The following is a 13,415-nucleotide window of genomic DNA, read 5'->3' on the forward strand; positions in this document are numbered from 1 at the left end:
CACAGGGGCTGTGCACTTTACTTGTCGCGGAACTGCGGTTCGCGTTTTTCCAGAAAGGCAGCCATGCCCTCGGACTGGTCTTCGGTGGCGAACATCGAATGGAACAGCCGACGTTCGAACAGCAGCCCGTCGCGCAGCGGCACTTCGAACGCCTGGTTCACCGATTCCTTGATCGCCATCACGGAAATCATCGACTTCGACGCGATCTTGTTGGCGGCGGCCATGGCCTCTTCCATCAGCTTCTTGGTGGGAACCACCCGGCTGACCAACCCGCACCGCTCGGCCTCTTCGGCATCCATGAAACGGCCCGTCAGGTTCATGTCCATCGCTTTGGACTTGCCCACGAAACGTGCCAGGCGCTGCGTGCCACCGATGCCGGCCATCACACCAAGGTTCACTTCGGGCTGGCCGAACTTGGCGCTTTCCGATGCGATGATGAAATCGCACATCATTGCCAGCTCGCAGCCGCCGCCCAGCGCATAGCCGGAGACCGCTGCAATGATCGGCTTGCGGGCACGACAGATGGATTCGGTCGAATCGGTGAACAGGTTGCCCATGAACGTGTCGACAAAGCCCATCTCGGCCATCATGGCGATGTCGGCGCCCGCGGCGAATGCTTTTTCCGATCCGGTGATGACGATGCAGCGCACCTTGTCATCTTTTTGCGCCTCGGTGACAGCGTCAGCCAGTTCGCCCAGCAGTTCGCCGCTGAGCGCGTTCAGCGCGTCCGGGCGGTTCAGCGTGATGCGGGCGACGTGGTCGTCTACGTCGACGATGATCGTCTCATAGGCCATGTGAATGCTTCCATTTGTTGCCGTCTGAGGGCGTTCCTTACCATGGGCGGCGTACGTTTCAAGCTAAGTTTGACATAGTGCGCAGTAGAATGAAGACCGCCCCGATTGCACGATTCTTTGCACGGTGCCGGTGCATCCGGGGGTGCGACAAGGCTGTCCCTCGCGGCCATATACGTCAAAGCTGTGCTGGAAATATCCAAGCTCTCCATCAGCTTGCCGGAAATCGCGCAAGGACGATCCACCCGCAGCGATGGCATCTGACAGCACCTCGCGGATGATCGGAACAAGGGCACGCACACGCGCTTGTGAGATGTTCCCAGCCTTGCGACGTGGCGACACACCGGCGCGAAAAAGGGCTTCGCAGACATAGATATTGCCCAGTCCAGCGACGATCCGTTGATCCAGAAGCGCCGATTTGACCGGTGACGCCTTGCCCTTGAACGCCTGCACCAGCACGTCTTCGTTGAACGCATTGCCCAGCGGCTCGGGCCCCAGCACGGCCAGCAGCTTGTGCTGTTCGGCAGTGGCGGTGTCCAGCAGGTCCATCGCGCCAAAGCGGCGCGGGTCGTTGAAGGTGACGCGCGCACCGTTGTCCATGTGCAGCACCACGTGATCGTGTTTCTCGGGGGCAGGGTGGGTGTGCACGAACTGGCCCAGCGGATCGCCCGAGATCAGCATGCGCCCCGACATGCCCAGATGGATCAACAGCGTCTCGCCGCTGTCCAGGTCGGCGAGGATGTATTTTGACCGCCGGCGCAGGCCCAGCACCTGCCGTCCCGTCAACCGTGCCGCCATTTCAGGCGGAAAGGGCCAGCGCAGATCGGGGCGGTTCACGTCCGCCTGGGCGATCACCGCGCCCTCCATGACGGGGGCCAATCCGCGGCGTACTGTCTCGACCTCTGGTAATTCGGGCATCGAATGGTTTCCTGTGACAAAAGGTGCGCATTGTGCGCAGGCCCCAGCGCCCTATAACAAGGCGGACTGACAAAGGCGACATTGACACGATGACCGACGACACAAGCAAGACCACCCATTTCGGATTTGAAACCGTCCCCGAGGCTGACAAGGCCGGTCGGGTTCAGGGCGTGTTCAATTCGGTCGCCAGCAAATACGACATCATGAACGATGTGATGAGCATGGGCATCCACCGGATCTGGAAGGATGCGATGATGGACTGGCTGGCGCCGCGCGCCGGTCAAAAGCTGCTGGATGTGGCGGGCGGCACTGGCGACATTTCATTCCGCTTCCTGAAACGCGCAGGCAGCGGTCACGCCACGGTGCTGGACCTGACCGAACCGATGCTGATCGAAGGCCGCAAGCGCGCCGAGGCCGAGCAGATGCACGACAGCCTGGATTGGGTCGTCGGCGACGCGATGGCTCTGCCCTTTGCCGACAACACCTTTGACGTCTACACAATCAGCTTTGGCATCCGCAACGTGACCCGCCCCCAAGAGGCGCTGAACGAAGCCTACCGCGTGCTGCGCCCCGGTGGTCGGCTGATGGTTCTGGAATTCAGCCAACTGCCCAACGCCGCGATGCAAAAGGCTTATGACCTCTATTCGTTCAACGTGATCCCGCAGATGGGCAAGATGATCGCGAACGACCGCGACAGCTATCAGTACCTGGTCGAATCGATCCGCAACTTTCCCGATCAGGACACGTTCCTGGGCATGGTGCGTGCCGCCGGGTTCGAGAACGCCAAATATCGCAACATGACAATGGGCGTCGCCGCCCTGCATTCGGGATGGAAGATCTAGCGTGCGCGGACCTCACAACATCTGGCGGTTGATCCGCACCGGCGCCACGCTGGAACGCACTGGCGCGATGAACGTGGTGCTGGACGCCTTTGATGCGCCCAAACCGATCCGTTTCGTGGCCAAGCTGCTGGGCAAGCCGTTCATGTGGCTGGGCTATTACGGTGATCCGTCCATGCCTCCCGCGACCCGCGCGCTGACGGCGCTGGGCCCGGCCTACATCAAGTTCGGTCAGGTTTTGTCGACCCGTCCCGATGTGGTGGGCGAGGAACTGGCCGTGCAGTTGCGCGTGTTGCAGGACAAGCTGCCGCCCTTCGATGTTGCCGAGGCCAAGCGCGAGATCGAAAAGGAGCTGGGTCAGCCTGTCGACACGATCTTTTCCGACTTCAGTGAACCCGTGGCCGCGGCATCGATCGCGCAGGTCCACAAGGCGACCCTGCGCGAAACTGGTGAAGAGGTCGCGGTCAAGGTGCTGCGTCCCGGCATCGAAGCGGCCTTTCGCAAGGATGTGGATGCCTTCTATTTCGCGGCCCGTCTGGCGGATGTCTTTGCCCCCGGCGCGCGCCGCCTGCGGCCAATGGATGTGATCGAACATTTCGACGGCGTCGTGCGCGGCGAACTGGACCTGCGGCTGGAAAGCGCTGCGGCGTCGGAATTTGCCGCCAATACCGTGGATGACGCGGGCTTTCGCCTGCCGCCGATCAAATGGGAATATTCCGCGCGCCGCGTGATGACGCTGGGCTGGGCCGACGGTGTGTCGATGGGCGACAATGACGCCATCGACGCGCTGGGCGTCGACCGGGTCGAACTGTCCGAGCGGGTGCTGCAACTGTTCCTGAACCACGCGCTGCGCGACGGCTTTTTTCACGCCGACATGCACCAGGGCAACCTGAAGGTCGCGGCCAACGGAGACATCATCGCCTATGATTTCGGCATCATGGGCCACATCGACGAATACACCCGTCGTGTCTATGCCGAGATTCTCTTTGGCTTCATCCGCAAGGATTACAAACGCGTCGCCGAAGTGCACTTCGAGGCAGGCTATGTGCCCGCCGACAAGGATGTCGACGAATTCGCCCGCGCCCTGCGCGCCGTGGGCGAGCCGATCTTTGGCATGGACGCCACCCGCATTTCGATGGCGCGGCTGCTGAGCTATCTGTTTGAAGTGACCGAACGGTTCGGCATGGAAACACGCACCGAGCTGATCCTGTTGCAACGCACCATGGTGGTTGTCGAAGGCGTGGCGCGGTCATTGAACCCGCGCATGAACATCTGGGAAGTCGCCAGCCCTATCGTCACCGACTATATCAAGACATCCATCGGCCCGCGCGCCGCGCTGCGCGATCTGGGCAAAACGGCAATGGTTCTGGCCCGCTTTGGTCCCCGCCTGCCCGCACTGGTCGAGGCTGCGCTGGTGCGTCAGGCCAAGGAAGAGACCCCGCCACACCGCCCATTCTGGCGCTGGATCGTTCTGGCAGTCTTCGGTGGCATGGCGGTCGGGGGTGCCATATTCGCGCTGGCCCAACATCTGGGCTAACGCCTTTTCTCTGGTTCAAAAAATCCTGCGGGGGTCCGGGGGCGCAATGCCCCCGGGGTCACATCAAGCAATGCGTTCAATGGCCAGCGCAATGCCTTGACCGCCACCGATACACATGGTGATCAGCGCGCGCTTGCCGCCTGTGCGCTCCAGCTCGTGCAGCGCCTTGATGGTGATGATTGCGCCCGTGGCCCCAACCGGATGGCCCAGCGCAATCGCACCGCCGTTGGGGTTCACCTTCGCGGGATCGAATCCCAAGTCCTTGCTGACCGCCAACGCCTGCGAGGCAAAGGCCTCGTTGCTTTCGATCACGTCAAAATCGGACGCGGACAGCCCGGTTTTTTCCAGCAACTTGCGCACGGCGGGGATCGGGCCAATGCCCATCACCTCGGGGCGCACACCGGCATGGGCATAGCCCAGGATGCGCGCCTTGGGTTTCAGCCCTGCCTTTTCCGCCGCCTCTGCCGTGGCCAGAACCATGGCCGCCGCACCGTCGTTGATGCCGCTGGCGTTGCCTGCGGTCACGCTGCCGTCTTTCTGGAACACAGGCCGCAACCCGCCCAGCGCCTCCATGCTGGTGGCCTTGGGGTGTTCGTCCTTGTCAAAGGCAACCGTGTCGCGTTTCACCTTTACCTCGACCGGCACGATCTGGCTGTCGAAACGGCCATCCGCAATGGCCGCTGCGGCGCGTTCCTGGGATTGCAAGGCAAAGGCATCCTGATCCTCGCGGGTGATCTGATGCTCGGACGCGACGTTTTCCGCGGTCACGCCCATGTGGCCGGTGCCGAACGGACAGCTGAGCGCGCCCAGCATCATGTCCAGCGATTTCACATCGCCCATCTTGGCGCCCCAGCGGGTCACCTGCGAGATATAGGGGCTGCGCGACATATTCTCTGCGCCGCCCGCCAGACCGAACTCGGCATCGCCCAGCATCAGCGATTGCACCACCGACACGATGGCCTGCACGCCAGAGCCGCACAGGCGGTTCACGTTCATTGCAGGGGTCGATTCGGGAATGCCCGCCTGCATCGCCGCGACGCGGCTCAGGTACATATCGCGCGGTTCGGTGTTGATGACATGGCCAAAGGCGACATGACCGATCTGGCCGCCTTCCACGCCCGAGCGTTCCAGCGCGGCCTTGGCTGCCACGGTGCCCAGCTCGATCGGGGGCGTGCCCGCCAACGATCCACCAAATGTGCCGATTGCGGTGCGCGCACCGTCAAGGATAACGATATCTTTCATGGCTCTTCCTTCCGTTTTACCAAACTTATGAAGCCCGCCGCGCAATATGTCAGCCACAACGTGCCGTCAGTTGACAGCGGGCGGTCCCCCGCGCATATCTTCCGTCATGACGGATGACACTGACGCAATATTGACCCGCTTGCCCAGCCGCCTGAAAGAGGCGCGGCGCGCCCAAGGTTTGTCGCTGGACGCCGTGGCAAAGCTTTCGGGTGTCAGCCGGTCGATGGTCAGCCAGATCGAGCGCGGCGAAAGCAGCCCCACCATTGCGACCCTGTGGAACCTGACCCGCGCCTTGCAGGTCGATTTCGCGGGGCTTCTGGACGGCGATGCTGCGACGGCCCGCATCGAAGTGTTGCGCAGCGCGGACGTGCCCACGATCGAAAACCGTGGCAGCGGTTGCCGTATCCGCATCCTGTCCCCGCCCGAAGAGGCGGGCCACCACGAGGTTTACGAACTGCGCTTTTCCGAAGGTGGCATGCTGGACAGCCAGCCCCACACCCGCGGCGCGCGGGAACATCTGACGGTGATCGAGGGCACGCTGGACGTGACCAGCGCCGAAGCCACGCAGAGCATCGGCGCGGGCGACACGGCGCGTTATGCCGCCGACGTGCCGCACCGCATCTCTGCGACCAGTGCCGCGCGCGCATTCCTGGTGGTTCAGGACGCCTGACTGACAGGGCGGCTCAGGCAAATTTCTTGCGTGCGGCCGCAAAGGACGCAGGCTCTGCCACGCTCTGGGGTGTATGACTGTCGGCCACGCTCTGGCCCAGCGCGGTGGTTATGGGCAGCTCGCCGCCCCACATGCCCAGTTCCAGGTCCGGCGCGTCGTCAACGGGTCCTCCGGTTCGGACCTTGGCCGTGGCGTGTTCGATCTCGATGGCGACGACGCCGGTCGCCTTGCGCTCTTGCGATGTCATCGGGCGCACCTCCTTGCTGCGTCCCGGCAGCAGGTGGTCGGTGATCGCGTCCAGCGCCGTGTCCAGCTCTGCACCGGTGACCCGCCGCGCCGTCCCGTGCACCACGACCGACCGGTAGTTGACCGAATGGTTGAACCCCGAACGCGCAGCGACGATGCCGGTGATGTCGGTCACGCCCATACAGACCGGAACCTGATCCAGCAGGGCGATCCGTGTCTTTGACGCACCGTGGATGTACAGCGTGTCGCCGATCCGTGCATAGGCCATCGGCATGACCATGGGCCGGTCTTCGGCGACAAATGCGACATGGCCAACCAACCCGCTGTCCAGAATGGCGTGAACGGTGTCCATGTCATACAGCGCGCGTTTGGGTTGGCGGGCACGGGCATATTTGGGCAGCATCGGTGTTTCCTTTTGTTGACGCCTTTCGGGATAGGGTGCAGATTGGTATTTAAAAATATCCAGTTTGACAAAAAATGACCAAACCACTTTCCTTGCCACTGATCTGCCAGCCCAGCGCCGCGCGGTCCGATACGCTTGCGGTTCAGGTCTACCGTGACCTTCTGGACGCGGTGCGTGCGGGGCGGTTGAGCCACGGCAGCCGGTTGCTATCCAGCCGTGGGGCTGCACAGGCATTGGGTTTGTCGCGCAGTACGATAAACCTGGCTTACGAGTTACTGCGCGCCGAGGGCGTGATTGATGTCAGGCAAGGCGCCGCGCCGCAGGTGATAGCGCCGGATACAGGTCCCGCAAAGCCGCCGGTCAAGGTGTCGCGGACCCCTTCGGCGCGCGGCCGGAAACTGGGCGCGGTCCGGCGGGACAACGCGATGGCACAGGTGTCAGAACGGATGGCGCCCGGAGAGCCGAGCGAGGCGTTGTTTCCCGCGGATGAATGGGCACGTGCCCTGCGCCGCGCGGCACGGCGTATGCACGGTCCGGCGTCCGCCTATGCGGCCCCCCACGGATTGCCTGCGCTGCGCGGCATTCTGGCAGAGCGGTTGGCGACGGATCGCGGGCTTGCCGTTGATCCCGAACAGATCCTGGTCACCACCGGCACCCAAGGGTCGCTTGCCCTCGCTGCACAGGTGCTCAGCGATGCAGGCGACAGGGCGGCGCTGGAAGACCCCGGCTATCCCGGTGCCCGCGCCGCCTTTCTGGGGGCCGGGTTGCACCTGCATTCCATGCCGGTCGACGCCGAAGGAGCGCAGCCCGATGATCTGCCCGATGACACGCGGCTGATCTACCTGACGCCGTCCAACCAGTATCCGTTGGGCATACGCATGTCTCACGCGCGGCGCCTCGCCTTTCTGAACCGGGCGCAGCAGACGGGTGCGCTGATCCTTGAGGACGATTACGACAGCGAATTCCTGTGGCGTGGCCGCGAGATCGCGGCGTTGACGGCCGAGGCGTCGGCCGGTCAGGTGATCTATATGGGGTCGGCGTCAAAGGTGTTGATGCCCGCGTTGCGGCTGGGCTGGATGGTGGTGCCACCGGACCTGATCGAACCGTTGCGCGCGGTACAGCGCAATCTGGGCCTGATGGCGAACCTGCATGCCCAGCATGCATTGGCGGATATGATGCGGGCGGGTCGTTATCGCGCACAGCTCAAACGGATCGCGCGGGTGTATGAGGGGCGGGGGCGCGCGCTGGCGCGGGCATTGTCGTCAATTGACGGTGTCACGGCCAGCCAGCCAGATGGCGGCGTGCAGGTCACCGCGCGTTTCGATGGATCGCTGACAGAAGACGGCGCGCTGGCTGCTGTGGCGGCGCACGGTTTCCAACCAGCCAGGCTGACGGACTATTGCGCCGGGGCAGGGCTGCGCGGGCTGGTCATCGGCTTTGCCGACGCCACGCCCGAGCGGATTGCCCTGTTCGCCGACGCGTTGCGAACGGCTAAATCCAGTATATCGGACGAATATCCGTGATACAGAAATCCCCTATTTCGGAATCATTTCCGGTATGCTAGATATGACGGCAAAGAGGAGCCGTCCATGACCCAAGCATTCCTGACCCACATCACTGAAACACTGGCCGAGATTGACGCCGAAGGCCTGACCAAGGTTGAGCGGCTGATCACCTCGCCCCAGGGTGGCAAGATCCAGGTCGCAGGCCGCGAGATGATCAACCTGTGCGCCAACAACTATCTGGGGCTGGCTGATCACCCGGACCTGATCCGCGTGGCGCGCGACACGATGGACCCGAAAGGGTTCGGCATGGCCTCGGTCCGCTTCATCTGTGGCACACAGGACATGCACCGCGAGTTGGAGCAAAAGCTGGCGGCCTTTCTGGGTAAGGACGATTCGATCCTGTTTGCCGCCTGTTTTGACGCCAATGGCGGGTTGTTCGAACCTCTGCTCGGCCCCGAAGACGCGATCATATCCGACGCGCTGAACCATGCCTCGATCATCGACGGCATCCGCCTGTGCAAGGCGAAACGCTATCGTTATGCCAACAGCGACATGAACGACCTTGAGGCGCAGCTGAAACAAGCGCAGACGGACGGTGCGCGGTTCATCATGATTGCCACCGATGGCGTGTTCAGCATGGATGGGTATCTGGCAAACCTTCCCGACATCACCCGATTGGCCGAAGCTTACGGCGCGCTGGTCATGGTCGATGATTGCCACGCCACCGGCTTTATGGGGCCAAAGGGCGCGGGCACCCCGTCGCATTTCGGCGTCGATGTGGACATCCTGACCGGCACGCTGGGCAAGGCGCTGGGTGGGGCTATCGGCGGCTATATCGCAGGCCCGCAGCCGGTGATCGACCTGCTGCGCCAGCGCGCGCGTCCCTATCTGTTCTCGAACGCCCTGCCGCCCGCGATTGTCGCGGCGGGCATCGAGGCGCTGCGCCTGGTGGAACAGGGCGACGCACTGCGTGCGCAGCTGTTCGAGAACGCGAAATACTGGCGCAAGGGTCTGGAAACGTTGGGTTTCGACTTACTTCCGGGCGAACATCCGATCATTCCCGTGATGCTGGGCGAAGCGCAACTGGCGCAGGACATGGCGGCCAAGCTGTACGACGAAGGCGTCTATGTCTCGGGCTTTTTCTTCCCCGTGGTGCCACGCGGTCAGGCCCGCATTCGCACCCAGATGAACGCCGCGCTGACCCGCGACGATCTGGACCGCGCGCTGGCCGCGTTTGAAAAGGCAGGCAAGGCCTGTGGGGTGATCTGATGACAACCAACGAAATGAAAGCCCTGTCCAAACTGCACGCCCGCGAAGGGCTGTGGATGGTCAACGCGCCAGTGCCCGAGATTGGCCCCGACGATGTGCTGATCAAGATCAACAAGACGGGCATTTGTGGCACCGACATCCACATCTGGAACTGGGACGACTGGGCGCAGAAAACCGTGCCGGTGCCGATGATCACCGGTCACGAGTTTGCTGGCGAGATCGTCGAGATTGGCCGCGATGTGCAAGGGCTGGAACTGGGCCAGCGGTGCAGCGGCGAGGGGCATCTGATCGGCACCCAAAGCCGCCAAAGCCGCGCGGGCAAGTTCCACCTTGATCCCGCGACGCGGGGCATCGGGGTGAATGAACAGGGGGCCTTTGCCCAATACCTGCGCCTGCCCGCGTTCAACGTGGTGCCGCTGCCGGACGAGATCAGCGACGACATCGGTGCGATCCTTGATCCGCTGGGCAACGCGGTCCACACCGCGCTGAGTTTCGATCTGATCGGCGAGGATGTGTTGGTCACGGGGGCCGGTCCCATTGGGATCATGGCCGCCGCAGTCGCCCGTCACGCCGGTGCGCGGCACGTGGTGATTACGGATGTGAACCCAGACCGGCTGGCCCTGGCGGCACAGGTGGCGGACGTGGTGCCGGTGAATGTGACGCAAGAAGCGTTGCCTGACGTGATCGCACGGCTGAAAATGAAGCAGGGTTTCGACGTCGGCATGGAAATGTCCGGCAACCAGCAGGCGCTGGACCAGATGGTCGAGGCGATGACCATGGGCGGGCGCATAGCAATGTTGGGCATTCCGCCGGGCCAAAGCCCCGTCGACTGGAGCCGGATCGTGTTCAAGGCGATCACGATCAAGGGTGTCTATGGCCGCGAGATTTTCGAGACCTGGTACAAGATGATCGCGATGCTGGAAAACGGTCTGGACGTGTCACGGGTGATCACGCACCGGTTCCACGTGGACGATTTCGAGGCCGGATTTGCAGCGATGAAGTCGGGGCAAAGCGGCAAGGTCGTGCTCGACTGGACCTAGTGGTTCAACGTCGGGCGCTGGTGTTCAGCCTTGCGGTTTGAGCGGCACGCGGCCCTTGTCGGTCAGCGTCCAGCAATCGCGCCCTTCGAACACGGCGACGGTCATCGGTTTGCCGTAACCCGCACCCGTATCCAGGTTGACCCGGTTTCCGTAATGCGTGGCCTCATCCACCGGGGTATGCCCGTGCACGATCAGCTTGGGGTGCGGCGTGGTGGCGTCGTGGAACTCTTGCCGGATCCAGATCAGATCGTGTTCGGTCTGCTGGTCCAGCGGCACACCCGGACGGATGCCCGCATGGCAAAAGAACAGCTCGTCGGTTTCGTGGCTGAGTTTGCATTGTTTGATGAAATCCATATGCGCCTGCGGCACGGTTTTCAGGGCCTCGGCGTGGACTTCGGTCTGGCGGCTTTTGACGGTGAATTCGATGCCATAGGATTCCAGCGTCGTATCGCCGCCCAGACGCGGGTGCAGCCAATACAGTTCGACCGGCAAATAGGCTTCTTGGCGGGGATAGTCCTGCATCCACCAATCGAACATCCGGTCGTGGTTGCCCAGCAGGAAGGTCCAGTCGCGCCCCGAATCACGGCCCGCGATCAGCGTGTCCAGAACGCCGCGACTGTCTGCGCCCCTGTCGATATAATCGCCCACGAACACAACGCTTGCATCCGGTCCGCCATCCGCCTCGATCAGGCCGAGGACGCGGGTCAACTCGCCCATTTGTCCGTGAATGTCGCCAACGGCGTAGATGGGCTTGGTCATGGAAGTCCTCGGGGCTGAAACGATTTCATGGAGGGAATAGGCGGACAGGCCCCGCGCTGCAAGCAATCGTGACGCTTGACAGCTTTAGGTGCATGTTGGTCATACTAAGGCGATTATGGCAGGTTAATTTGCCAATGATTTTTGCAAAGGGAGAATTTCAGATGCGAGGGATAGCACATTATTTCATGTTGGCGGCCGTGGTCTCCGTGACGCTGGGTATGATCTGGGGCATGCAAATGGCCGCCAGCGAAGATCACGCGATGCGAAGCGCCCATGCACACTTGAATCTGGTCGGTTGGGTGACGATGGCAATTTTTGCCGTTTATTACCATCTGGTGCCCGAGGCTGGTGCGCGTCCGCTGGCGCGGATTCATCTGGGTGTTGCCGTTGTCGGGGTGGTATTGATGGTGCCGGGGATTGCGATGGCAAATTCCGGCGGATCGCCGGGCGTGGCCATTGCGGGGTCGTTGGTCAGCCTTGCCAGCATGCTGATCTTTCTGGCGACCGTGGTGATCCAGGGTCGCCAGAGATGATTTGACCGAGGGTCAGTTTACCGCGAATTCCAGCGGCTTGACCTGATTGAACATACCGGTGCTTTCCAGTGTTTTCAGGACCTCGGCCGGGATCGCGTCGTCCACATACAACAGCGCGATGGCTTCCCCGCCCGCTTCGTTACGGCCAAGGGTAAAGTTGGCGATGTTCACGCCGCCTTTGCCCATGGTGTTGCCCAGCAGGCCGATGATGCCCGGAACGTCGTTGTTGGTGGTGTACAACATGTGCTGACCGATCTCGGCGTCGACGTTGATGCCCTTGATCTGGATAAAGCGCGGCTTGCCGTCGCTGAACACTGTGCCAGCCACCGAACGCTCGCGTTTGGAGGTGACGACGGTCACTTTGACATAGCCATCGAAGACGCCCGATTTGTCCTGGTTGGTGGTGCTGATCTGGATGCCTTTTTCACGGGCAACCACGGGGGCCGACACCATGTTCACATCCGGGTTGGCACGTTTCATGATACCCGCGACCACACCGCAGTTCAGCGCATCCAGGTTCATCGCGCCGACCGAACCATCGTACAGGATGTTGATCGCGCGGATCGGCTCGTCGGTCATCTGGCCGATGAACGACCCCAGATGCCCGGCCAGCGTCAGCCAGGGGCCCATCACCTTGGCCTCTTCCGCGGTGACCGACGGCATGTTCAGCGCGTTTTCAACGGCACCGGTCAGCAGATAGTTTGCCATCTGCTCGGCCACTTGCAGTGCTACGTTTTCCTGCGCTTCGGTGGTCGCCGCACCTAGGTGCGGGGTGCAAACGACGTTGGGCAGGTTGAACAGCGGGTTTTCGGTTGCCGGCTCTTCCTTGAACACGTCAAAGGCGGCACCGGCGACGTGGCCCGATTTCAGGGCTTCGGCCAGGGCCTCCTCGTCCACCAGACCACCACGGGCACAGTTGATGATGCGCACGCCTTTCTTGGTCTTGGCGATGTTTTCCTTGGACAGGATGTTGGCGGTGGATTCGGTGTAAGGCACGTGCAGCGTGATGAAATCGGCGCGGGCCAGCAGCTCGTCCAGCTCGACCTTTTCAACGCCCATCTTGTCGGCTTTTTTGTTGCTCAGGTAGGGATCGTAGGCCACGACCTTCATTTTCAGGCCGCGCGCACGGTCGCAGACGATGCCACCGATGTTGCCTGCGCCGATCACGCCCAGGGTCTTGCCGGTCAGCTCGACGCCCATGAACTTGGACTTTTCCCATTTGCCCGCGTGTGTGGATGCGCTGGCCTCGGGGATTTGACGCGCCACGGCGAACATCATCGCAATCGCGTGTTCGGCGGTGGTGATCATGTTGCCAAAGGGCGTGTTCATGACAATCACGCCCTTTTTCGATGCGGCGTCCTTGTCGATGTTGTCGGTGCCGATGCCGGCGCGGCCGACGACCTTGAGATTCTCGGCAGCGGCGAGGATCTTTTCGGTGACCTTGGTGGCCGAGCGGATCGCCAGACCGTCATATTTTCCGATCACTTCGGCCAGCTTGTCCTTGTCCTTGCCCAGGTTGGGCTGGAAGTCGACTTCGATGCCGCGATCTTTGAAGATTTGAACAGCCGCGTCGCTGAGGCTGTCGGAGATAAGTACCTTGGGAGCCATGTCAGTGGTCCTTCATTGAATAAACGGGGGGTGGGACGGGGCGAACAGGGCTTTG

At 62.3% G+C, this 13,415-nt stretch carries 13 protein-coding genes; 7 read left to right on the forward strand and 6 right to left on the reverse strand.

The genetic code is table 11. The features are described from left to right. Positions 1-17 precede the first annotated feature (17 nt). Positions 18-794 (reverse strand): enoyl-CoA hydratase, encoded by a 777-nt coding sequence (locus BUC08_RS13080; RefSeq protein ID WP_037922775.1) that lies wholly within the window; start codon positions 792-794, stop codon positions 18-20. Between the two features lie 63 nt (positions 795-857). After that, the gene (gene mutM, locus BUC08_RS13085) at positions 858-1,709 is read right to left on the reverse strand and encodes a bifunctional DNA-formamidopyrimidine glycosylase/DNA-(apurinic or apyrimidinic site) lyase (protein WP_037922777.1); all 852 of its coding nucleotides are present in this window, start codon (positions 1,707-1,709) and stop codon (positions 858-860) included. Between the two features lie 89 nt (positions 1,710-1,798). Between mutM and ubiE the strand changes: the two genes are divergently transcribed. After that, positions 1,799-2,551: a bifunctional demethylmenaquinone methyltransferase/2-methoxy-6-polyprenyl-1,4-benzoquinol methylase UbiE gene (ubiE, locus tag BUC08_RS13090; protein WP_037922779.1), complete on the forward strand. Its 753-nt coding sequence runs from the start codon at positions 1,799-1,801 to the stop codon at positions 2,549-2,551. A gap of 1 nt (position 2,552) precedes the next feature. Beyond that, a complete protein-coding gene (gene ubiB, locus BUC08_RS13095; protein WP_037922781.1) occupies positions 2,553-4,085 on the forward strand; it encodes a 2-polyprenylphenol 6-hydroxylase in 1,533 nt (510 codons plus the stop codon). A gap of 63 nt (positions 4,086-4,148) precedes the next feature. Here ubiB and BUC08_RS13100 read toward each other — a convergent pair whose 3' ends face one another. Then, positions 4,149-5,327, reverse strand: a complete 1,179-nt coding sequence (locus BUC08_RS13100; RefSeq protein ID WP_037922783.1) for an acetyl-CoA C-acyltransferase family protein — start codon at positions 5,325-5,327, stop codon at positions 4,149-4,151. Positions 5,328-5,433: 106 nt separating this feature from the next. Between BUC08_RS13100 and BUC08_RS13105 the strand changes: the two genes are divergently transcribed. Then, positions 5,434-5,997 (forward strand): helix-turn-helix domain-containing protein, encoded by a 564-nt coding sequence (locus BUC08_RS13105; protein WP_037922784.1) that lies wholly within the window; start codon positions 5,434-5,436, stop codon positions 5,995-5,997. Positions 5,998-6,010: 13 nt separating this feature from the next. Here BUC08_RS13105 and BUC08_RS13110 read toward each other — a convergent pair whose 3' ends face one another. Beyond that, a complete protein-coding gene (locus BUC08_RS13110; RefSeq protein ID WP_037922787.1) occupies positions 6,011-6,646 on the reverse strand; it encodes a pyridoxamine 5'-phosphate oxidase family protein in 636 nt (211 codons plus the stop codon). Positions 6,647-6,720: 74 nt separating this feature from the next. Between BUC08_RS13110 and pdxR the strand changes: the two genes are divergently transcribed. The 3 genes from pdxR (at position 6,721) to tdh (ending at position 10,460) form a co-directional block, all read left to right on the forward strand. Beyond that, a complete protein-coding gene (gene pdxR / locus BUC08_RS13115; protein ID WP_073194243.1) occupies positions 6,721-8,169 on the forward strand; it encodes a MocR-like pyridoxine biosynthesis transcription factor PdxR in 1,449 nt (482 codons plus the stop codon). Between the two features lie 66 nt (positions 8,170-8,235). Further along, a complete protein-coding gene (locus tag BUC08_RS13120; protein WP_037922790.1) occupies positions 8,236-9,420 on the forward strand; it encodes a glycine C-acetyltransferase in 1,185 nt (394 codons plus the stop codon). Next, positions 9,420-10,460 carry an L-threonine 3-dehydrogenase gene (tdh, locus tag BUC08_RS13125; protein ID WP_037922792.1) on the forward strand — a complete coding sequence of 347 codons (1,041 nt, stop codon included), beginning with the start codon at positions 9,420-9,422 and terminating at the stop codon, positions 10,458-10,460. Before BUC08_RS13120 ends, tdh begins: the two co-directional genes overlap by 1 nt. Before the next feature lie 24 nt (positions 10,461-10,484). Here the strand turns inward: tdh and BUC08_RS13130 are convergent, their stop codons facing one another. Further along, positions 10,485-11,219, reverse strand: coding sequence for a metallophosphoesterase family protein (locus tag BUC08_RS13130; RefSeq protein ID WP_037922793.1), 735 nt, complete (start codon positions 11,217-11,219; stop codon positions 10,485-10,487). A 161-nt stretch (positions 11,220-11,380) separates the two neighbouring features. Here BUC08_RS13130 and BUC08_RS13135 point away from each other — a divergent pair, with 161 nt between their 5' ends. Beyond that, positions 11,381-11,752, forward strand: a complete 372-nt coding sequence (locus tag BUC08_RS13135; RefSeq protein WP_037923428.1) for a hypothetical protein — start codon at positions 11,381-11,383, stop codon at positions 11,750-11,752. Between the two features lie 12 nt (positions 11,753-11,764). Here BUC08_RS13135 and serA read toward each other — a convergent pair whose 3' ends face one another. Next, positions 11,765-13,360, reverse strand: a complete 1,596-nt coding sequence (gene serA, locus BUC08_RS13140) for a phosphoglycerate dehydrogenase (protein WP_037922795.1) — start codon at positions 13,358-13,360, stop codon at positions 11,765-11,767. Positions 13,361-13,415: the final 55 nt, after the last annotated feature.

Source organism: Pseudosulfitobacter pseudonitzschiae, assembly GCF_900129395.1.
Classification (GTDB): Bacteria; Pseudomonadota; Alphaproteobacteria; order Rhodobacterales; family Rhodobacteraceae; genus Pseudosulfitobacter; species Pseudosulfitobacter pseudonitzschiae.